18 protein-coding genes and 1 tRNA gene are annotated in these 21,023 nt (G+C 73.1%); 11 read left to right on the top strand and 8 right to left on the bottom strand.

Annotated elements, in window-relative coordinates; genetic code table 11:
- Positions 1 to 7: 7 nt before the first annotated feature.
- The 3 genes from iolB to D7318_RS17400 are packed head-to-tail and all read left to right on the top strand — an operon-like array spanning position 8 to position 4,358.
- A complete protein-coding gene (iolB, locus tag D7318_RS17390) occupies positions 8 to 904 on the top strand; it encodes a 5-deoxy-glucuronate isomerase (RefSeq protein WP_408055501.1) in 897 nt (298 codons plus the stop codon).
- The gene (gene iolD, locus D7318_RS17395; protein ID WP_120698035.1) at positions 901 to 2,805 is read left to right on the top strand and encodes a 3D-(3,5/4)-trihydroxycyclohexane-1,2-dione acylhydrolase (decyclizing); all 1,905 of its coding nucleotides are present in this window, start codon (positions 901 to 903) and stop codon (positions 2,803 to 2,805) included. Before iolB ends, iolD begins: the two co-directional genes overlap by 4 nt.
- Before the next feature lie 56 nt (positions 2,806 to 2,861).
- Positions 2,862 to 4,358, top strand: coding sequence for a CoA-acylating methylmalonate-semialdehyde dehydrogenase (locus tag D7318_RS17400; protein WP_120698036.1), 1,497 nt, complete (start codon positions 2,862 to 2,864; stop codon positions 4,356 to 4,358).
- Positions 4,359 to 4,392: 34 nt separating this feature from the next.
- Here D7318_RS17400 and D7318_RS17405 read toward each other — a convergent pair whose 3' ends face one another.
- Positions 4,393 to 5,004: a DedA family protein gene (locus tag D7318_RS17405; protein WP_120698037.1), complete on the bottom strand. Its 612-nt coding sequence runs from the start codon at positions 5,002 to 5,004 to the stop codon at positions 4,393 to 4,395.
- 258 nt (positions 5,005 to 5,262) lie between these two features.
- Here D7318_RS17405 and D7318_RS17410 point away from each other — a divergent pair, with 258 nt between their 5' ends.
- Positions 5,263 to 5,475 (top strand): heavy-metal-associated domain-containing protein, encoded by a 213-nt coding sequence (locus D7318_RS17410; protein ID WP_329604586.1) that lies wholly within the window; start codon positions 5,263 to 5,265, stop codon positions 5,473 to 5,475.
- A gap of 284 nt (positions 5,476 to 5,759) precedes the next feature.
- On the opposite strand, the gene D7318_RS17415 is transcribed toward D7318_RS17410, so the two are convergent.
- Positions 5,760 to 7,085: a citrate synthase gene (locus tag D7318_RS17415; RefSeq protein ID WP_120698039.1), complete on the bottom strand. Its 1,326-nt coding sequence runs from the start codon at positions 7,083 to 7,085 to the stop codon at positions 5,760 to 5,762.
- Between the two features lie 139 nt (positions 7,086 to 7,224).
- Positions 7,225 to 9,450: an SF1B family DNA helicase RecD2 gene (gene recD2 / locus D7318_RS17420; RefSeq protein WP_120698040.1), complete on the bottom strand. Its 2,226-nt coding sequence runs from the start codon at positions 9,448 to 9,450 to the stop codon at positions 7,225 to 7,227.
- Positions 9,451 to 9,772: 322 nt separating this feature from the next.
- On the opposite strand from recD2, the gene ehuB reads away from it, so the two are divergent.
- From ehuB to D7318_RS17445, 5 genes are all read left to right on the top strand, one after another.
- The gene (gene ehuB, locus D7318_RS17425; RefSeq protein WP_120698041.1) at positions 9,773 to 10,696 is read left to right on the top strand and encodes an ectoine/hydroxyectoine ABC transporter substrate-binding protein EhuB; all 924 of its coding nucleotides are present in this window, start codon (positions 9,773 to 9,775) and stop codon (positions 10,694 to 10,696) included.
- Positions 10,696 to 11,442 (top strand): ectoine/hydroxyectoine ABC transporter permease subunit EhuC, encoded by a 747-nt coding sequence (ehuC, locus tag D7318_RS17430; protein WP_120698127.1) that lies wholly within the window; start codon positions 10,696 to 10,698, stop codon positions 11,440 to 11,442. The genes ehuB and ehuC overlap by 1 nt, the downstream gene beginning before the upstream one ends.
- A complete protein-coding gene (gene ehuD, locus D7318_RS17435; RefSeq protein ID WP_120698042.1) occupies positions 11,439 to 12,092 on the top strand; it encodes an ectoine/hydroxyectoine ABC transporter permease subunit EhuD in 654 nt (217 codons plus the stop codon). Before ehuC ends, ehuD begins: the two co-directional genes overlap by 4 nt.
- A 79-nt stretch (positions 12,093 to 12,171) precedes the next feature.
- Complete coding sequence (gene ehuA, locus D7318_RS17440; protein ID WP_230423846.1) at positions 12,172 to 12,927, top strand: ectoine/hydroxyectoine ABC transporter ATP-binding protein EhuA; 756 nt, start codon at positions 12,172 to 12,174, stop codon at positions 12,925 to 12,927.
- Positions 12,928 to 13,066: 139 nt separating this feature from the next.
- On the top strand, positions 13,067 to 13,825 hold the full coding sequence (locus D7318_RS17445; protein ID WP_120698044.1) for an IclR family transcriptional regulator: 759 nt from the start codon (positions 13,067 to 13,069) through the stop codon (positions 13,823 to 13,825).
- Between the two features lie 472 nt (positions 13,826 to 14,297).
- Here the strand turns inward: D7318_RS17445 and D7318_RS17455 are convergent, their stop codons facing one another.
- The 3 genes from D7318_RS17455 to D7318_RS17465 all read right to left on the bottom strand — a co-directional run bounded on the left by D7318_RS17455 (position 14,298) and on the right by D7318_RS17465 (position 16,321).
- Entirely contained in the window at positions 14,298 to 14,726 is a 429-nt protein-coding gene (locus D7318_RS17455; protein WP_120698045.1) for an OsmC family protein, read from the bottom strand.
- A 110-nt stretch (positions 14,727 to 14,836) separates the two neighbouring features.
- Positions 14,837 to 14,920, bottom strand: a tRNA-Leu gene (locus tag D7318_RS17460).
- Positions 14,921 to 14,962: 42 nt separating this feature from the next.
- Positions 14,963 to 16,321: a DUF445 domain-containing protein gene (locus tag D7318_RS17465; RefSeq protein WP_408055502.1), complete on the bottom strand. Its 1,359-nt coding sequence runs from the start codon at positions 16,319 to 16,321 to the stop codon at positions 14,963 to 14,965.
- A gap of 17 nt (positions 16,322 to 16,338) precedes the next feature.
- Between D7318_RS17465 and D7318_RS17470 the strand changes: the two genes are divergently transcribed.
- Both D7318_RS17470 and D7318_RS17475 read left to right on the top strand, forming a co-directional pair.
- Positions 16,339 to 17,730, top strand: coding sequence for an SGNH/GDSL hydrolase family protein (locus D7318_RS17470; RefSeq protein ID WP_230423828.1), 1,392 nt, complete (start codon positions 16,339 to 16,341; stop codon positions 17,728 to 17,730).
- A gap of 117 nt (positions 17,731 to 17,847) precedes the next feature.
- Positions 17,848 to 20,196: a transglycosylase domain-containing protein gene (locus D7318_RS17475; protein WP_329604585.1), complete on the top strand. Its 2,349-nt coding sequence runs from the start codon at positions 17,848 to 17,850 to the stop codon at positions 20,194 to 20,196.
- Between the two features lie 18 nt (positions 20,197 to 20,214).
- Here D7318_RS17475 and D7318_RS17480 read toward each other — a convergent pair whose 3' ends face one another.
- Together D7318_RS17480 and D7318_RS17485 are read right to left on the bottom strand one after the other, a co-directional pair.
- Positions 20,215 to 20,517, bottom strand: coding sequence for a GroES family chaperonin (locus tag D7318_RS17480; protein WP_120698129.1), 303 nt, complete (start codon positions 20,515 to 20,517; stop codon positions 20,215 to 20,217).
- 133 nt (positions 20,518 to 20,650) lie between these two features.
- Positions 20,651 to 20,974, bottom strand: coding sequence for a DUF3618 domain-containing protein (locus tag D7318_RS17485; protein WP_268987348.1), 324 nt, complete (start codon positions 20,972 to 20,974; stop codon positions 20,651 to 20,653).
- Positions 20,975 to 21,023: the final 49 nt, after the last annotated feature.

Raw genomic sequence — 21,023 nt, forward strand, 5'->3', positions numbered from 1 at the left:
GGCAGGCATCGTGAGCACCCATCTCCCCGCGGGGACCGCGGGCAACGGCCCCTACACGCTGGACATCACGCCCGAACGCGCCCCCTTGGCCCATGCGTCGCTGCGCGTGCTGCCGCTGTCGCCTGGCGGGCGGCACACGTTCGCCACGGGCGGGAGCGAGTGGATCGTGCTGCCGCTCGCGGGGGCGTGCGCGGTGACCGTGGACGGGGCGACGCTCCACCTCGCCGGGCGCGCCGACGTGTTCTCCGGCGTGACCGACTTCGCCTACGCGCCAAGGGACGCCACGGTCACCGTGGCGTCGGACGACGGCGGGCGGTTCGCGCTGTGCGGCGCCCGCTGCGCGACCCGCCTCGCGGCCCGCCACGGCCCGGCCTCGGGCGTCGGCGTCGAGCTGCGCGGCGCGGGCTCGTGCTCGCGCCAGGTCAACAACTTCGCCGCGGCCGACGCGTTCGACGCCGACCGCCTCATCGCGGTCGAGGTGCTCACGCCCGGCGGCAACTGGTCCTCCTATCCCCCGCACAAGCACGACGAGGCGCGGCCCGGCGAGGAGTCGGACCTCGAGGAGATCTACTACTACGAGATCGCGGGCGCCGAGGCCAACCCCGCGGCGGACGGCGTCGGTTACCAACGCGTCACCCCGTCGCGGGCGCGCGCGGGTGACGGGCTGCTCGCCGAAGTCCGCACGGGGGACGCCGTGTTGATCCCCGACGGCTGGCACGGCCCGTCGATCGCCGCGCCAGGGCACGACATGTACTACCTCAATGTGATGGCGGGGCCCGGCGCCGACCGGGCCTGGCTCATCACCGACCACCCCGACCACGCCTGGATCAGGGCCCGTTGGGACGACGAACGCCCCGACCCCAGACTTCCGCTGTACAACTCCCCGCCGGAGGTGCCGCGTTGACCACTCCGCCCCAGAGCCAGAGCCAGCCCACCACCCGCCTCACCGTCGCCCAGGCCCTCGTCCGCTTCCTCGCCCGCCAGTACACCGAGCGCGACGGGCGGCGGCACCGGCTGATCCAGGCCTGCTGGGGCGTCTTCGGGCACGGCAACGTCGCCGGGATCGGCCAGGCCCTGGTCGAGTCCGGCCAGGGCCCCGGCGCCGAGCTGCCGTTCCTCCAGGGCCGCAACGAGCAGGCCATGGTGCACGCCGCCGTCGGATTCGCGCGCCAGCGCGACCGGCTGAGCGCCCAGGCCGTCACCACCTCCATCGGCCCCGGCGCGACCAACCTGGTCACCGGAGCCGCGCTCGCCACCGTCAACCGGCTGCCCGTCCTGCTGCTGCCCGGCGACACGTTCGCCACCCGCCCCGCCGACCCCGTGCTCCAGCAGCTCGAACACCCGGGCGCGGGCGATGTGTCGGTCAACGACGCGCTGCGCCCGGTGAGCCGCTGGTTCGACCGCGTCACACGGCCCGAGGCGCTGATCCCCGCGGCGCTCGAGGCGATGCGCGTGCTCGCCGACCCCGCCGAGACGGGCGCGGTGACCCTGGCGCTGCCGCAGGACGTGCAGGCCGAGGCGTTCGACTGGCCCGCCGCGTTCCTCGCGCCCCGCGTGTGGCGCGTGCCGCGCCCCGTCCCCGACGCCGCCGCGCTCGCCGAGGCGGCCGACGCGGTGCGGGCCGCGCGCCGCCCGTTGATCGTCGCGGGCGGCGGGGTGCACCACAGCGAGGCGGAGGAGTCGCTGCGCGCGCTCGCCGAGGCCACCGGCATCCCGGTCGCCTGCACCCAGGCGGGCAAGGGCGCGCTGCGCCACGACCACCCGTGCGAGGTCGGCGGCATCGGCCACACCGGGACGGCCGTGGCCGACGATCTTGCCCGCGAGGCGGACCTGGTGATCGGCGTGGGCACGCGGTTCACGGACTTCACCACGGCCTCCGGCACGCTCTTCGCCGACCCGCGCGTGCGGTTCGTCAGCCTGTCGATCGCCGCGCGCGACGCGCACAAGATGGGCGCCCTGCCCCTGCTCTGCGACGCCCGCGCGGGCCTCGACGCGCTGGCGGACACGCTGGCCGGGCACCGGGTCGCCGACGCGTACGCCGCGCGCTACCTGGCGGGCAAGGAGAGCTGGGAACGCGTCACCACGGCCGCGTTCGTCCCCGGCGACACGACGGCGCGGCCCACCCAGACGCAGGTGATCGGCGCGCTCGACGCGGTCGTGGGCGACGAGGACGTGGTGATCAACGCCGCGGGGTCGATGCCGGGCGACCTGCACAAGCTGTGGCGCGCCCGCTCCCGGCGCCAGTACCACCTGGAGTACGGCTACTCGTGCATGGGCTATGAGATCCCCGCCGCGATCGGCGTACGCCTGGCCGCGCCCGACCGGCCCGTGTGGGCGCTCGTCGGGGATGGCACCTATCTCATGATGCCCACCGAACTGGTCACGGCCGTTCAGGAAGGGATCAACATCAATCTGGTTCTGATCCAGAACCATGGTTACGCGTCCATCGGCGGTCTTTCGCGCGAGACGGGCGCGGAGGGCTTCGGCACCGCGTACCGGTTCAGGGCGCCCGACGGCACCTACACGGGTGACCCGCTCCCGGTCGACCTGGCCGCCAACGCCGCCTCGCTCGGGCTCTCCGTCCACCGGGCCGACACCTGGGCGGACCTGCGCGCCGCGCTGGAGGCGGCGCGCGCGGAGGAACGGCCCAGTTGCGTCTACGTTGAGACCGACCCGGCGCCGACCGCCCCGCCCGCGCACGCGTGGTGGGACGTGCCGGTGGCCGAGACCGCCACCCGCCCGGCGGCGCGCACGGCCCGCGCGGCCTACGAGCGGGCCGCGGCGGGCCGCCGCCGCCACCTGTGACCGGGCCGCAAGCCCGCGTTCGACACCGCGAGCACACCACCGCGAGAGAGGTCACCATGAGGACCATCGGCCACTTCATCGACAACAAGGCCGTCGAGGGCGCCTCGGGGCGGTTCGGCCCGGTGTGGGACCCGGCGACCGGCGAGCAGCGCTCGCGCGTGGCGCTGGCCGACGCCGCCGAGGTGGACCGCGCGGTCGCGGCGGCGAAGGAGGCGGCGCGGACCTGGGCGCGCGCGTCGCTCGCGCGCCGCACCGCGCTGCTGTTCCGCTATCGCGAGCTGCTGCTCGCGCACCGGGACGAGCTGGCGGCGTTGATCACCGCGGAGCACGGCAAGGTGCACGGCGACGCGCTCGGCGAGGTGGCGCGCGGCCTCGAGATCGTCGAACTCGCCTGCGCCATCCCGGAGAAGCTCAAGGGCGAGCTGTCGACCGAGGTGTCCACGGGCGTGGACGTGGCCTCGATCCGGCAGCCGCTCGGCGTGGTCGCGGGCATCACGCCGTTCAACTTCCCCGCGATGGTGCCGCTGTGGATGTTCCCCGTGGCGCTCGCGTGCGGGAACGCGTTCGTGCTCAAGCCGAGCGAGAAGGACCCGTCGGCCGGTCTTCGCCTGGGCGAGCTCGCGGCCGAGGCCGGGTTCCCCGACGGCGTGCTCAACGTCGTCAACGGCGACCGCGAGGCCGTCGACCGGCTGCTCGCCCACCCCGACGTGGCCGCGGTGAGCTTTGTCGGGTCGACGCCCGTGGCGCGCGCGGTCCAGCGGGCCGCGGTCGAGCACGGCAAGCGCGTGCAGGCGCTCGGCGGCGCCAAGAACCACATGCTGGTGCTGCCCGACGCCGACCTCGACGTGGCCGCCGACGCCGCGATCAGCGCCGCCTATGGCTCGGCGGGCGAGCGGTGCATGGCCGTCTCGGTCGTGGTCGCGATCGGCGAGGAGACCGGCGACGCGCTGGTGGCGCGGCTTGCCGAGCGCGCGGCCGCGGTGCGCGTGGGTCCGGGGACCGATCCGACGTCCGAGATGGGCCCGTTGATCACCGCGGAGCACCGGGACTCGGTCGCGGGGTATGTGCGCGGCGCGCGCGAGCAGGGCGCCGACGTGCGGGTGGACGGCACCGGGTACACGGTGGCGGGCCACGAGGGCGGCTTCTTCCTCGGCGTCTCGCTGCTCGACCGCGTGACGCCGGGGATGGCCGCCTACCGCGACGAGATCTTCGGCCCGGTGCTGTGCGTCGTGCGCGCCGACTCGTACGACGAGGCGCTCGCGCTGATCAACGCCTCGCCCTGGGGCAACGGCGCCGCCGTCTTCACGCGGGACGGCGGCGCGGCCCGCCGCTTCCAACTCGAGGTCGCCGCGGGGATGGTGGGGGTCAACGTGCCCATCCCGGTCCCGGTGGGGTATCACTCGTTCGGCGGCTGGAAGGACTCGCTCTTCGGCGACCACCACGTCTACGGCACCGACGGCGTGCGCTTCTGCACACGCGGCAAGGTCGTCACCACGCGCTGGCCCGACCCGGCCGACCGGGGCGTGGACCTGGGCTTCCCGCACCACGGCTGAACGCCCCGCGCGCGGGCGCGTTCGGCGGGCGCGTTCACGCGGCGGCGGGCGGCTCGGCGCCCTGGGCGTCGCGCGCGCCGGGGCCGAGCGCCGTGCGCGGGCCCTGGGGGCCCGAGCGGCTGAGCACCTGGGCGACGGCGGCGACCACGAGCGAGACCGCGGTGCCGATCACCAGGGCGCCCCACATGCCGTCGAGCGCGGAGCCGCCCCAGTATCCGAGGGCGACGCTGTAGGAGGCCCACACGGTCTCGGCGATACCCGCGCCCAGGAGGTAACGCCCCGAGCCGTAGCGGACGATGGCGGCGGTCAGGCCCCCGATCAGCCGCCCGCTCGGCAGGAAGCGGACGCCGACGACGAACGGCAGGCCATGGGTGTGCATGCGGTCGCCGGTCCAGGCGAGGGCGGCCTTGCGCCGGGTGGTGCGGGAGAGCCAGTGGACGGCGCGCCCGCTGGCCATGCGGCCGATGCCGTAGATCGCGGCGTCCCCGGCGAGGGCGCTCCCCGCGATCACCAGCAGGACGAGGGGCAGGCTCAGCTCGCCGCGCTCGGCGAGGGCGCCCGCCGAGGCGATGAGGGCGGCGTTGGGCACCAGCGGGGGAGCGGTGGTCAGGGCCAGCAGGGCGTACATCCACAGTGCGCCGTCCATGCCGTATCCATTTCGTCCCGGGGCCGAGACCCCGCGGTCAGCCCAACCCGTCAGTCAAACCTGACATGTTGAAGGCCCGGCGGAAAAGGGCGTCAGGAGCATTCCCGGGACGCGCCCGGGTTCCCCCTAGGGGTGACAACGGAACGCCGCGCCCCGCGATTCCCGGCCACCGGACACGCCGGGTGCCGATACGCGATACCCATACCCCCATGGGGTATGCTGCTGACGCGGGGGCGCACCCCAGGGAAGGAGAGCAGTATGAGCACGATCACCTACCAGGTCACGGGCATGACCTGCGGGCACTGCGAAGGCGCGGTGAAGTCCGAGATCGGCGCGATCCCCGGCGTCACCGAGGTGAAGGCCGTGGCGGCGACGGGTCTTGTGACCGTGGTGGCCGAGGCCCAGCCCGACGACGCGGCCGTGCGCGCGGCGGTGGACGAGGCGGGCTACGAACTGGTCGGCCGCGCCTGAGCGTTGACCGAGCGTCGACCACGCTCGGGCGCCCGAAGAAGAGCACCGCCCGAGCAAGAACACCCAGGACACGGAAAAGCGCCCCGCCGGCGGGTCCCCCCACAGGGCCCGGCGCGGGGCGCTTCCTGCCGTCCGCTCAGAGCGTCCCCCCACGGGACCCCGGCCGGACGGCCGTCGGCGTGGATCCAGCCGAATCCGCGCCAACGTCGACCGGTTAGACCCACGGGATCATCAAAGGTTGCACACGTCGTGGTGTGACCTGCGTCACACTGTGCGGCGTGTCGTCACCGCTGCTCGACCGGGAGGTACTCCCGCTCGACCACGCCGGTGTAGACCTGCCGGGGGCGGCCGATCCTGGTGGTGGGGTCGGTGATCATCTCGTGCCACTGGGCGATCCAGCCCGGGAGCCTGCCGAGCGCGAACAGCACGGTGAACATGCTGGTCGGGAAGCCCATGGCCCGGTAGATCAGGCCGGTGTAGAAGTCGACGTTGGGGTAGAGGTTCCGCGAGACGAAGTAGTCGTCGCTGAGCGCGTGCTCCTCAAGGCGCAGGGCGATGTCGAGCAGCTCGTCGGACTTGCCGAGCGCGGAGAGCACGTCGTGGGCCGCCGCCTTGATGATCTTCGCCCGGGGGTCGAAGCTCTTGTAGACGCGGTGCCCGAAGCCCATGAGCCGGACGCCCTGCTCCTTGTTCTTCACCCGGCGGATGAACGCGTCGACATCGCCGCCGTCGCGCTGGATCGCCTCGAGCATCTCGAGCACCGCCGCGTTGGCGCCACCGTGCAGGGGGCCCCACAGGGCGTTGATACCGGCGGAGATGGAGACGAACAGGTTGGCCTGGGAGGAGCCGACGATCCTGACCGTGGCCGCCGAACAGTTCTGCTCGTGGTCGGCGTGCAGGATCAGCAGCTTGTCCAGGGCGCTCGCCACCACGGGGTCGACCTCGTAGTCGGCGGCGGGCACGGAGAACGTCATCCGCAGGAAGTTCTCCACGTACCCCAGGTCGTTGCGCGGGTAGACGATCGGGTGCCCCATCGCCTTCTTGTACGCGTAGGCCGCGATCGTGGGGAGCTTGGCGAGCAGGCGGATCGTGGAGATGTGCCGCTGGCGCTCGTCGAAGGGGTTGTGGCTGTCCTGGTAGAACGTCGAGAGCGCGCTGACGACCGACGTCAGCATGGCCATCGGGTGGGCGTCCGTGGGGAACCCGTCGAAGAAGCGCTTGACGTCCTCGTGCAGCAGGGTGTGCTGGGAGATCTCCTGCCGGAAGCCGGCCAGCTCGTCCACGGTGGGCAACTCACCGTTGATCAGCAGATACGCCGTCTCGAGGAACGAGCCGCGCTCCGCGAGCTGTTCGATGGGGTAGCCCCGGTAGCGGAGGATGCCCTTCTCGCCGTCCAGGTAGGTGACGGCCGAGGTCGTGGACGCGGTGTTGCCGAAGCCCGAGTCCAGGGTGATCAGCCCGGTCTGGGCCCTCAGCTTGCCGATGTCGAAACCCCGGTCCCCGACCGTGCTGTTGACCAGGGGGTAGCGGTATTCGTCGTCGCCGTAACGCACGACCACCGCGTTGTCTGCGTTGTTGTCCGCGCTGTCGCCGTAGCGGTTTTCGCTCACGTGATCCCTCACCGACGGTTGTGCCTCTTCTTCGAGGTGCCCTGACTCCCTCCACTGTCCCCCATCCGGGGCCACAATGTGCACTCGGGGTCGGCCATTGGGCCATTTTCTGGCACCGGGTGCCGCCCCTTTTCGGACATCAGGGAGCTATCGCCCCGGCGAGCCTGGCGTCCAGCGCGGTGCAGCGGCGGCCCGCCGAGACGCTGCGCACCGCCTGGCCGAGCGCGCGCCGCGAGCCGACGAGCACCACCAGCCGTTTCGCCCGTGTCACGGCCGTGTACAGGAGGTTTCGCTGAAGCATCATCCAGGCGCTCGTGGTGACCGGGACGACCACGCACGGGTACTCGCTGCCCTGCGAGCGGTGGATGGTGACCGCGTACGCGTGGGCCAGCTCGTCCAGCTCCGCGAAGTCGTAGGCGACCTCCTCGTCCTCGTCGGTCAGCACGGTGAGCCGCTGATCGACCGGGTCAAGGGCGGTCACGACGCCGACCGTTCCGTTAAAGACTCCATTCGCTCCCTTGTCATAGTTGTTACGGATCTGGGTGACCTTGTCACCCACCCGGAAGACCCTTCCGCCGAACCGCTTCTCCGCGAGACCGGGCCGCGCGGGCGTGACCGCCTGCTGGAGCAGCCCGTTGAGCACCCCGGCGCCCGCCGGTCCCCGGTGCATCGGGGTCAACACCTGGACATCCCGGCGCGGATCGAGACCGAATCTGGCCGGAATGCGCCGTGCCGCGACATCGACGGTCAGGCGGCCCGCCTCCTCCGTGTCGTCCTCGACGAAGAGGAAGAAGTCGTCGAGGCCCTGGGTGATCGGCGGCGCCCCGGCGTTGATCCGGTGCGCGTTGGTCACCACGCCCGACTGCTGCGCCTGCCGGAAGATCTTGGTCAGCCGCACCGCCGGCACCGGGCCCCCCGGCGCGAGCAGGTCGCGCAGCACCTCGCCCGCGCCCACCGATGGCAGCTGGTCCACGTCGCCGACCAGCAGCAGGTGCGCGCCGGGCGCGACGGCCTTGACCAGCTTGTTCGCCAGCAGCAGGTCGAGCATCGACGCCTCGTCGACCACCACGAGGTCGGCCTTCAGCGGGCGGTCGCGGTCATAGGCCGCGTCGCCGCCAGGCTTGAGCTCGAGCAGCCGGTGCACCGTGGACGCCTCGGCCCCGGTCAGCTCGGCCAGCCGCTTGGCCGCGCGCCCGGTCGGCGCGGCCAGCACGACCGCCGCGCCCTTGGCCCGCGCCAGCTCGACCACCGAGCGCACGGTGAACGACTTGCCGCAGCCTGGGCCGCCCGTCAGCACCGCCACCTTGGACGTCAGCGCGAGCCGCACCGCCTCGCGCTGCTCGGGCGCGAGCTCGGCACCCGTGCGCCGGGCCAGCCACGCGAGCGCCCTGTCCCAGTCCACGTCGGCGAACGCGGCCAGCCGGTCATCGGGCCCGTCCAGCAGCCGCCGCACCTGCCCGGCCAGCGACAGCTCCGCCCGGTGGAACGGCACCAGGTAGACGGCCATCACCCGCTCCCCCGAGCCTGGCGCGGCCTCGGGGTCGGGCACCGACTCGCGCACGACGCCCTCGGGCCGCGCGGCCAGCTCGCCCAGGCAGTCGATGACCAGGCCCGTGTCCACCTGGAGCAGCTTGACCGCGTCGGAGATCAGCCGCTCCTCGGGCAGATAGCAGTGGCCCTGGTCCGTGGCCTGCGACAGGGCGTACTGGAGCCCGGCCATGACCCGCTCGGGGCTGTCGTGCGGGATGCCCACGGCCCGCGCGATCCGGTCGGCGGTCAGGAAGCCGATGCCCCACACCTCGGCGGCCAGCCGGTAGGGCTCGTTCTTCACGACGGAGATCGACGCGTCGCCGTACTTCTTGTAGATCCGCACGGCGATGGACGTGGAGACCTCGACGCCCTGGAGGAAGACCATCACCTCCTTGATGGCCTTCTGCTCCTCCCACGCGCCCGCGATGAGCGCGGTGCGCTTGGGGCCGAGCCCCGGGACCTTGATCAGCTGCTTCGGGTCGGCCTCGATGACGTCGAGCGTCTCCACCCCGAAGTGGTCCACGATGCGCTCGGCGGTCTTCGGGCCGATGCCCTTGATCAGGCCCGAGCCCAGATAGCGGCGGATGCCCTGCACGGTGGCGGGCAGCACGGTCGTGTAGTTCTCCACGGTGAACTGGCGGCCGTACTGCGGGTGCGAGCCCCACCGGCCCGTCATCCGCACCGACTCCCCCACCTGCGCGCCGAGCAGCGCGCCCACCACCGTCAGCAGCTCGCCGCCCCGACCGGCGTCCACCCGGGCGACGGTGTATCCGGTCTCCGCGTTGGCGTAGGTGATCCGCTCCAGAACGGCTTCGAGCACCGCGGGCTGCGTCATGCGTCCGACCGTAGCGCCAGGCGCCGACAGGGCGAACGGCATGGGCGGGCACGGACGTTGGACACGGCGTTCGGCCCCGGCATCGGTCACCGCGCCCGGCAGGGCGTTCGGCCCCGGCGGCGCGCACCGGCGCGCGTGCCGAAGGGCCCGCCCCCCGCGGGCCCTTCGCCCCCCTTCGCGCCCCCCTCACCCACACCAGACCCGCGACACACCGCGATGGTTGTATGACACGGCGCGATCCGGTCACGGGACCGGCACGGGAGGGTTGCGGTCGGGGCACGGGGGAGGTGTGGATCCGACGAGTCTGGGTAGCCGCGCGCCCATGGCTCCACCACAGAGAAGACACGCGACATTCAGCAGGGGTACGGGAGGGATCAGCCGGCGCTCGCTCCTCGCCGGAGCCGCCGCGCTGGGCGCGCTCGGCGCGGCCGGGTGCAGCCGGGTCGCGGCCGAGGGACAGGTCGAGGGCGGTGACCTGCTCGACCGGCTCAGGGACAGCGGCTCCGTCAAGATCGGCATCGCGAGCGAGATCCCGTTCGGCTACATCAACGACGAGGGCGAGCCCGACGGGCAGGCCCCCGCGATCGCCAAGGTGATCTTCAGGGAGCTGGGCATCGACGAGATCACGCCCGTGCCCGTGGAGTTCAGCGCGCTGATCCCCGGGCTCAAGGCGCGGCAGTTCGACGTCGTCTCGGCCGGGATGTTCATCAACCCCGACCGGTGCGCCCAGGTCCTCTTCGCCGACCCCGACTACCTCATGCTCGACTCGTTCATCGTCCCCAGCGGCAACCCCCACGGCCTCGGCACCGAGGAGGGCGTCAACCCCTACCAGCAGATAGCGGAGCAGGGCCTGCGGCTGGCCACGGGCCAGGCGTACGCGGAGATCGCCTACGCCGAGGACGCCGGGGTCACGGGACTGCTGATCCTGCCCGACCAGGTGGCCGGGCTCGAGGCGGTGCAGCAGGGCCGCGCCGACGCGTTCGCCGGGACCAACGTCACCGTCAAGACCGCCGTCGAGGGCAACGACCGCGTCGAGGCCATCGAGGCGTTCCAGCCGACGCTCGCGGGCGAGCCCGCGTACGGCGCGGGCGGCTTCGCCTTCCGGCTCTCCGAGCAGAACTTCAGGGACGCCTTCAACGCGGAGCTGCACAAGCTCAAGGACAGCGGGGAGCTGCTGGAGATCGTCGCTCCGTACGGGTTCACCGAGACGGAGATGACGGACCTGACGGCAGAGGAGCTGTGCTGATGATGACGCAGGGGATGTTCGAGAACTACTTCCTGCCCGGCGTCTGGGTCACCGTCCAGGTCACCCTCTTCAGCGCGGCGCTCGCCGCGGTGGTCGCGCTGATCGTCGGCACGCTGCGCGCGTCGCGGCTGTGGATCGTCCGCTTCCTCTCGGGGGTCTACTTCGAGCTGTTCCGCGGGACGTCCGCGCTGATCCTGATGTTCTGGCTGGTGTTCGCGGTGCCGCTGATGTTCAGGTGGCAGTTCGCCCCGATGTACGCGGGCGTGCTCGCGCTGGGGCTGACCTACGGCGCCTATGGCTCCGAGGTGGTGCGCGGCGCGCTCGCCGCCGTGCCGGTGGCTCAGCGCGAGGCGGGGGTCGCACTGGGCTTCACCCGGTTCCAGCGGCTGCGGAGGATCGAACTCCCGCAGGCCTGGCCCGAGATGGTCCCACCGTTCAACAATCTGCTGATCGAGCTGCTCAAGGGCACCGCGCTGGTCTCCACGATCATGGTCGCGGACATGACCTACGCCGGGAACCTGGTGCGCATCGGCAGCAACGAGAGCGCGCCCGTCTACACGCTGCTGCTGGTGCTCTACTTCGTGATGGCCTTCGTCCTGACGCGCGGCATGCGCGTGCTGGAGCGCCACGCCAAGGCCGGGGTCGGCCAGGCGCCACCGCGTGGCGGGCTGTGGTCGCGGCTCGCGCTCCGCGAGAGCGCGGGTGAGGGCTCCGGTGCCCTGACGGCGGGGGGTGCGGCCCGATGAACTGGGACTGGGAGGTCGTCGACGACTTCATGCCGCGCTTCTGGGACGGGCTCGCCCTGACCCTCCAGGCGCTCGTGCTCGGCAGCCTGATCGCGTTCGCCCTCGGCCTGGTGTGGGCCATGGCGCAGCGCTCGGACCTCAGGGCGATCCGCTGGCCGGTGACCGCGTTCACCGAGTTCGTCAGGAACACCCCGCTGCTGGTCCAGCTGTTCTTCCTGTTCTACGTGGTGCCGGAGTGGGGGCCCTCGATGTCGCCCCTCACCACCGGCATCATCGGGCTCGGCCTGCACTACTCGACGTACACCGCCGAGGTGTACCGGGCCGGGATCGGCGGCGTCCCGCAGGGGCAGTGGGAGGCGGCGACCGCCCTCAACCTGCCGCGCGTGCGCACCTGGACGGCCGTGATCCTGCCGCAGGCCATCCGCAGGGTGGTGCCCGCCCTGGGGAACTACGTCATCGCGATGCTGAAGGACTCCCCGATGATCGCGGTCATCGGGGCACTGGAAATGTTCGGAGAGGCCGAGGGCTTCAGCAACGAAACGTTCACGACCGAGGCCTACACGATCGTCGGCGTCGCCTTCATCGTCATCGCCTATCCCGCCTCTCTGCTGATTCGCCTCCTGGAGCGTCGCCTTGTCCTCACCAGCTGACACCCCGCAGACACCCGAGACCACCGACAGCCCGAGAGAGAACGGCGGCAACGGCGAGAGCCGGGCCAACGGCTCGGAGCTGGTCCGCTTCACGAACGTCACCAAACGCTTCGGCGACGTGACCGTGCTCGACCGGCTCGACTTCCATGTGGAGACCGGGAAGCACGTCACCCTGATCGGCCCGTCCGGATCCGGCAAGACCACGATCCTGCGGCTGCTCATGACGCTGCTCACCCCGGACGAGGGCACCATCACCGTCGACGGTGACCACCTCAACCACGAGGAGCGCGACGGTAAGCTGGTCAAGGCCGGCGAGAAGCACGTCCGCGAGGTCCGCAAGAAGATCGGCATGGTCTTCCAGCAGTTCAACCTCTTCCCCAACATGAAGGTGCTCCGCAACGTCACCGAGGCGCCGGTCCATGTGCTCGGCCTCTCCAAGGACGAGGCGGTCGAGCGCGCCAAGGGCCTGATCGAGCTGGTCGGGCTGTCCGAGCACCTCGACAAGTACCCCAGCCAGCTCTCCGGCGGCCAGCAGCAGCGCGTGGCGATCGCCCGCGCGCTGGCCATGCGCCCCCAGGTGCTCCTGCTCGACGAGGTCACCTCGGCCCTCGACCCCGAGCTGGTCGCCGGGGTGCTCGACGTGCTGCGGGACATCGCCCACACCACGGACATCACCATGCTGTGCGTCACCCACGAGATGGGCTTCGCGCGCGACATCTCCGACTGCGTCATGATGTTCGACCAGGGGCGGGTCGTCGAATTCGGGCCGCCGGACAAGATGTTCAGCGAGCCGGAGCACGAGCGCACGAGGGAGTTCCTGAGCACCGTGCTGTGAGGCCTTCAGGCCGTGACGCGGGGCCCGGTGGGTTCGGATAGCCGAACCCACCGGGCCCCGTCAAGCCCCACGTCGACCGCCCGCGCCGGCGCCGCGTTCCTCGCTAGGCTGATGCCATCCGCTCCCGCAGGAGGATCACGTGGCCACCACATCAGGGAGGACCGCCCCCTACCAGTCCGTGCGTCAGGCCCTGCGCGTGCTGGAGACGGTCGCCGGGCACCCGGAGGGGCTGCGCGAGGTCGACCTCGCGCGCAGGACGGGGCTGCCGCCACTGCATCTCCCGCCGCTGCTGCGGATGTTGTGCCGCGAGGGCTATCTGCGGCGGCTGCCCGACGGCGCGTACACGGCGGGCGAGACGCTCCTGGTGCTCGGCTCGGACGCCGACCGGCGGCGGCTGCGGCACTCCAAGCTCCAGGAGGCGCTCGACGCGCTGCGCGACGCGCTCGGCGCCGCCGTCTACCTGGCGCGTTACACCGAGGGGGAGTTGGAGCTGACGCACACGTCCGACGCCCCCGGCACCCCGCTGGTCAACGAGTGGGTGGACTTCAGGTCCGCCGCCCACGCCACCGCGCTCGGCAAGTGCCTGCTGTCCCAACTCGACCACGACGGACGCCACGACCACCTCACCCGGCACCGGGCCGCGCGGCTCACGTCGCGGACGATCACCGACCAGCAGGCGCTGCTCGGCGCGTTGGACCGGCAGCCCGCCACCATGCCGGTGCTCGACCTCCAGGAGTACGCCGTCGGCACGCTGTGCGCGGCGGTGCCGCTGACCGCGGGCTCGACGGCGGGCGCGCTCGGGCTCTCGCTGCCGATCAGCGAGGCGCACCGGCTGCGCCGCACCGCCGAGTCCCTGGGCCGCCGCGCGGCGCCCGCGCTGCTGTCGCTGACCCTCTGAACGGCCCTGGCCCCACGCCCACACCCCGTCGCGCCAGCCCCACGGCTCGTACGCGGCCGCGCCCTCGAAGGTGTCGCCGAACACGAACAACAGCCGCCCGTCGGGCGTGCGCACCGGTATGCCGAGGTCGGTGGCCTCCATCCGGAACGCCGTGGTGAGCCCAGGGCCCGTCAGGTCGCGGACCTTGGTGACGCCGAGCGCGGCGGCCCGGCTCTCCTCGGCCCGCGCGCCGGTCGCGCCGCCCACGGCGAGGCCGCCCCCGAGGGCGGCACCGGCGGCGGTGCGCAGGAACGCGGAACGGGACATGCGGGGCGGGCGGGGGCCGCCGGGACGCTGGGGGGACGACATGGCACCCAGGACAACGGACGACGCGGCGGCCGTCAACACCCCGTCGGTCAACACCCCTTCGGCACAAGCCCGTTGAACGCGTCCGGCCCCGCCGGTGCGACGGGGCCGGAAGCGCTGGGCGGGCTCAGTCGAGCAGCTCGGCCTCGAGCGAGATGGGCGCGCCGGCGAGGGCCTTGCTGACCGGGCAGTTCTCCTTGGCGGTCTGCGCGGCGGCGGCGAAGTCCTCCGACGAGATCCCCGGCACGCGCGCCTTCACGCTCAGCACGATGCCGGTGATGCCCTGCCCCGGCTGGAACGTCACGCTGGCCTGCGTCTGCACCGACTCCGGCGGCGTCCCCGCGCCCGCGAGGCCGTGCGAGAGCGCCATGGAGAAGCAGGACGAGTGCGCCGCGGCGATGAGCTCCTCGGGGCTGGTCCGCCCGTTGGGGTCCTCGGCCCGTGAGGCCCAGGTGACGTCGAACTTGCCCACCCCGGAGGAGTCAAGGGAGACGTTCCCGGCGCCCTCCATGAGGGAGCCTTCCCAGTTCGTCGTCGCGATGCGTGTGGTTGCCATGTGGTCGATCCTCCTGGAAGGAACCTGAACAGCAGGTCACGTACGGGTCTTACGGGCCGTACGCCTACACGCTATCGCTGCGCGCGGTGCGTGACCGTCGCGGATCCGGGTGCGGCCGGAGGGATTCGAACCCTCACGCGCGTGAACGCACTGGGACCTAAACCCAGCATGACTGCCAATTCCATCACGGCCGCTCGCCGTACGAGTCTACCGGCCGGGGCTCGAACGGCCGGGGCTCAGCCGCCCGCCGCCGTCGTGACGGCGTGGATCACCAGGCCCGCGAGGGAGCCGATCACCGTGCCGTTGAGGCGGATGAACTGGAGGTCGCGCCCGATGTGCAGCTCGATCTTCCGCGACGTCGTGCGGGCGTCCCACGAGGCGACCGTGTCCGTGATCACCGACGTGATCTCCGCGCGGTACCCCGAGACGACGTGCACGGTCGCGTCGGCGACCCAGCCGTCCAGCTTGTCCCGCAGCCGCTCGTCGGACGACAGGCGCGCGCCCAGCGTGAGCACCGCTTCGGTCGCGCGGCGGCGCAGCGCGCTGCGCTCGTCCTCGGCCGCGGTGACGATCATCGACCGCAGCGCGCCCCACGCGGAGGCGATCAGCTCCTGCACCTCGGGGCGGCCGATGAAGTCGGTCTTGAGCTTCTCCACGCGGGCGCGGGTCTCCTCGTCGCCCTGGAGCTTGGCGGCGAAGTCGGTGAGGAAGCGGTCGAGCGCGGCCCGCGCCGGGTGATCGGGGGCGTCGCGCATCTCGGTGACGAAACGCAGCAGCTCGCGGTGGACCCGGTCGCCGACCCTGCGGTCCACGAAGCGCGGCGTCCACCCCGGCGCCCCGCCCTCGACGGCGGTCAGCACGGCGTCCCTGTGCTTGCCCAGCCACTCGGCGGCCTGCGCGCACATCAGGTCGACGAAACGGCGGTGCCCGTCGTCCGCGACCGTCTTCTCCAGCAGCCTGCCGAGGGCCGGTGAGATCTCCTGCGCCTCGGCCCTGCGCGTGATCGCCTCGGCGAGCACGGCCTGCACGTCCGCGTCCCGCAGCACGGTCAGCCCGCCGCGCAGGGCCGTGGCCAGCTCGGCGGTGACGCGTTCGGCGCTCTCGGGGCGCGAGAGCCACGCGCCCAGGCGGTCGCCGAGGCCGATCGAGCGCAGCTTCTGGCGCACGACGTCCTCGGCCAGGAAGTTCTCGCCCACGAAGTCGCCGAGCGACCGGCCCAGTTGGTCCTTCTTGGTGGGAATGATCGCGGTGTGCGGGATGGGCAGGCCGAGCGGGCGGCGGAACAGCGCCGTGACCGCGAACCAGTCGGCGAGCGCGCCCACCATGCCCGCCTCGGCCGCCGCCGCCACATACCCCGCCCAGGCGCCCGCGCCCGCGTGCTCCGCCCAGGTGGCCAGCGCGTACACCACCGCCACGAACACCAGCAGCCCGGTCGCCAGCGCCTTCATCCGCGTCAAGCCGCGGAGCTTGTCCGCGTCGGCCTCGGTGAGCAGGCCCGGCTCGGCCGTCCGCGTCGCTTCTGCCATGGGTCCATTGTCCCGGTTCCCGCGGCGGTCCCCGGCTGAGCCGGGCGGGTGAGCCCCGCTGGTCCCGATCGTGGGATCATGAGCTGGTGGGAGTGGTGAGCCACCGGCGGGCGTTCGCCCTGCTGGCGGGCGTGCTGGCCGTGCTGCTCGGGGTGGCGGTCGGGATCGGGACGGGGCGGGAGGCGCGGCGCGAGCCGACGCCCCCGCCGCCCTCGCCTGCGCACGAGGCGAGCGAGGGCGACGAGGGGAACGAGGCGGGCGACACCGACGCGCCCGGTGAGGCCAGCCAGGCCGACGACACCCCGGCGCGCCCCGTGTGGGTGGGCACGTGGTCGGCCGCGCCGAGCGGCCCCGAGCCCGGCACGCGCGACGGCCTCCCAGGCCACTCGCTGCGGAACGTCGTCCGCACCTCCATCGGCGGCGAGCGGACGCGCGTGGAGCTGTCGAACCGCTACGGCACCGCGCCCGTCACCTTCACCGACGCCACCGTCGCGCTCTCGGCGCGCGGCGGCCCCGACGCGCGCCCCGAAACGCTTCGAGCGCTGACGTTCGACGGGCGCGGCTCGGTCACCGTGCCGCCAGGCGGCTCGGTCGTCAGCGACCCCGCGGCCCTCGCGGTGCCCCCGGCGGCCGACCTGCTGGTGTCGTTCCACACACCCGACCCGTCCGGGCCCGTGACCCACCACCGGCTCGCGCAGCAGACCAGCTGGGCCGCGGCGGGGAACCACGCGGCGTCGGCCTCGGGGGCGGCGTTCACCGAGCCGTTCGCCTCCTGGCGCTATGTGACCGGCGTGCACGTGCTCACCGATGTCGCCGAAGGGGCCGTCGTCGTGCTCGGCGACTCGCTCACCGACGGCGCGCTGTCCACCCCCGGCGCGAACCGCCGCTGGACCGACGCGCTCGCCACCCGCCTGCGCGACGAGCCGGGCGCGCCGGCGCTCGGCGTCCTCAACCTCGGGATCAGCGGGAACCGCCTGCTGCGCGACGCCCTGCCCGACCGCTCGTTCAACGGCGCCGCCGGGCTGCGCAGGCTCCCCGACGACGCCCTGGCCGCACCGGGCGCCGGGACGCTGGTGATCCAGCTGGGGATCAACGACATCCTGTTCGAGCCGCGCGACGACCCCGACGCCGTGATCGCCGGTCTTCGCACCGCCGCCGAGCGGGGGCACGCGGCGGGTCTGCGGGTGGTGGGCGCCACGCTCGGCCCGTTCGGCGGCCACGCGGAGGACGACCCGGGGCGCGAGCGGGTCCGCCAGCGGGTGAACGCCGCGATCAGGGACGGCGGCATGTTCGACGCGGTCATCGACTTCGACCGCGCGCTGCGCGACCCCGCCGCGCCCGCCCGCCTGCTGCCGCGCTACGACTCGGGCGACGGCCTGCACCCCAACGACGCCGGGTACGCCGCCATGGCCGACGCGGTCGACCCGCGCGCCCTGCTGCCCACGCCGAGGGACGGGCTGGGCCCCTCCAACGGGTGAGCCGCCGCGCCCATCCGGGGGACTGGCGCGGGGCCCGGGGTGTGCGGGCGGCGGGGCCCTCGTTACGCACGGTGCGACAGTGTCCACGACCGCGGACAGAGGGGACGGCACCGCACCGTGACCGACGACAGCGAGCTTCCCCGCGGCGGCGCCAGGTGGCCGGGGTGGTCTTCCCGAGGCACCCGCCGCCCCCGGCGCCCGCGGCGGCGCCGCACCGGCTGGCGTCGCGCGTTCCCGACGTGGCGCATGGTGAGCGGCGCGTTCCTGGCGTTCTCCGTCGTGCTGCTCGGCGCGCTGGTGGCGGGCTATGTGCTGGTGGAGATCCCCGAGCCCAAGTCGGCCGCGGCGGCCCAGGGCAATGTCTACCTCTACGCCGACGGCTCCCAGCTGGCCCGCGTCGGCGAGGTCGACCGCGAGAAGATCGCCCTCGACCAGGTCCCGGTGCGGGTGCGCCACGCGGTGCTCGCGGCCGAGGACCGCGACTTCTACCACGACCCGGCCGTGGACGTCACCGCGATGGTCCGGGCGGGCTGGAACATGCTGCGCGGCGGCGGACGGCAGTCGGGATCGACCATCACGCAGCAATATGTGAAGAACTACTATCTGGATCAGCGACAGACCGTGACCCGTAAGGTCAAGGAGCTATTCATCTCGGTCAAGCTCGGTCGCGAGGTGAGCAAGGACGAGATCCTCGAGGGCTACCTCAACACCAGCTACTTCGGCCGCAGCGCCTATGGCATCCAGTCCGCCGCCCAGGCGTACTACGGCAAGGACGCGGCCGACCTGTCCCTCGCCGAGGGCGCCTACCTGGCCGCGCTGCTCAACGCCCCTGGCGCCTACGACGTCCGCGCCAACCCCCGGAACGCCGAACAGGCCGTCGCCCGCTGGGAGTACGTGCTCGACGGCATGGTGTCGGAGGGCTGGCTGAGCGAGGAGCGGCGGAAGGGGATGGCGTTCCCCGAGCCCGACCCCGTGACGCCGGGCGAGGGCCTCGCGGGCGAGCGCGGCTACCTGGTCGAGGCGGTCAACGCGTACCTGCTCGAGAGCGGCGCCGCCACCGAGGACGCTCTGGCCGACGGCGGCTTCCGCATCACCACGACGATCGAGCCCGACCGGCAGAAGATGCTGCGGGACGCGGTGGACCGGCGGCTGATGGACCGGCTCGACGAGGGCCGCGAGGTCGACGCGTGGGTGCGCGCGGGCGCCAGCTCGGTCGAGACGGACAGCGGCCGGGTGGTCGCGATGTACGGCGGCCGCGACTACACCGAGCAGTATGTGAACAACGCCACGCGCCGCGACTACCAGGCCGCCTCCACGTTCAAGCCGATCGTCTACGCCGCCGCCCTCGAGCACCGCTCCGAGACGCGCGACGGCGAACGGATCGGCCCCGGCACGCGGTACGACGGCGAGAGCGGCCGCGAGGTGGTCGACCGCGACGGCGAGGGCAGCGGCTGGGCGCCGGAGAACGAGGGCGACGAGGACTACGGAACGCTCACGGTGACCGAGGCGATGGACAAGTCGGTCAACGCGGTGTTCGCGCAGATGGGCGCGGACGTGGGCCCTGGGCGGGTGCGGGAGACGGCGCTCGCCCTCGGCGTTCCCGAGGACACCCCCGGCCTCGACGGGGCGCAGGGCTCGATCTCGCTCGGCACCGCGACGCCGAGCACGCTCGACCTGGCGGAGGCGTACGCGACGCTGGCCAGGCACGGGGTGCACAGGCCCGCGCGGCTGGTCGACGAGATCAGCAGGGACGGCGAGAACGTGCCACTGCCCGATGAGGAGACACGCGAGCGGCGGGTGATCTCGCGGGCGGCGGCGGACGGCACGACGGCCGTGCTGCGGGGCGTGGTCGAGCAGGGCACGGGCACGGCGGCGCGCTCGGCCGGGCGCCCCGCGGCGGGCAAGACGGGCACGGCCGAGCAGGACAGGGCGGCGTGGTTCGCCGGGTACACGCCCGAACTCGCCACGGTGGTCGCGCTGTTCGGGCAGGACCCGGTCAGCGGCGAGCAGCGGGAGCTGTACGGGGCCGCGGGCCTCGAGCGGGTGAGCGGCGGCGGCTTCCCCGCGGAGATCTGGGGGCAGTACACGGGCGACGCGCTCGCGGGCGAGCCCGAGCGGGACTTCGACCTGGAGGGCGGGGGCTCGGTGCCGAGGATCTCGCCCGGGGGGCCTTCGGAGGACGGCGACGAGGGGCCGGCGCGCGACCGCGAAGGGGAGGACGGCGACGAGGCGGACGGGGCGGAGGACGGCGAGGAGTCCCGGCGGGATCCGGAGGCCGAGGAGAGCCGGGAGGCATCGGACGAGCCGGGGCCCTCGCCGGTCCCCGAGCCCGAGACCTCGCCGGGGCCCGAGCCATCGACGCCCGCCGATGAGCCGGGCGGGCCCGGCGGCGGGCCCGGGCCCTCGGGGCCACCGCCCGCGGAGCCGAGGAACGTCCCATGGCTCGGGGGACCGCGGGACGGCTGACCGTCACCGGTACGACCGTTACAGGTAGAGGCCCGTGGAGTCGTCGGTGCCCTGGAGGCGCTCGGCGGCGACGGCGTGCAGGTCACGCTCGCGCATGAGGAGGTAGGAGACGCCGCGGACCTCGACCTCGGCGCGGTCCTCGGGGTCGTAGAGCACCCGGTCGCCCGCCTCGACGGTGCGGACGTTCTGCCCGACGGCGACCACCTCGGCCCAGTCAAGTCGGCGGCCCACCTGGGCCGTTGCCGGGATGACGATGCCGCCGGAGGAGCGGCGCTCGCCCTCGGCGGTGTCGGCCCTGACCAGCACCCGGTCGTGCAGCATCCGGATGGGCAGCTTGTCGTGGGTGGGGTGCGAACTCACGTGATGACCGTATCTCAGGATTTCGCGAACGGAACCTCGGGACCGTGGCCGGGCCGTTCCCCGGGGCCGTTGCCCGGGATGCGAGCCCGCGTACTCAGCGGCGCCTGCGGCGCGTTGACAGCACGAGCAGCCCGACGACGCCCACCGTCAGCAGCGCCGCGGGGACCAGGCGATCGAGGCGCGGGGCGCCCTCGGCGGAGACGATCTGGGCGCGCACGCCGGTGACCGCGCGGTTCACCGCGACGAACGCGCGCCCCGCGGTGTGATCGAGGGTGGCGGCGACGCGGGCCTTGGCGTCCTCGGCGATCGTCGTGGGGTGCACGCGGGCGCCGATCTCCTCGAGCGTGACCCTGAGCTCCTCGCGCCGCATGGCGATCCGCGCCTGGATCTCCGCGGGTGTCTCGGCTGCTTCCGGCACGCTCCGGCCTCCCTCGTCGTCGTTACGGCACAGTGTGTCAGCTCCCTGG

The organism is Streptomyces radicis (assembly GCF_003626575.1).
GTDB classification, from domain to species: Bacteria; Actinomycetota; Actinomycetes; order Streptomycetales; family Streptomycetaceae; genus Streptomyces; species Streptomyces radicis.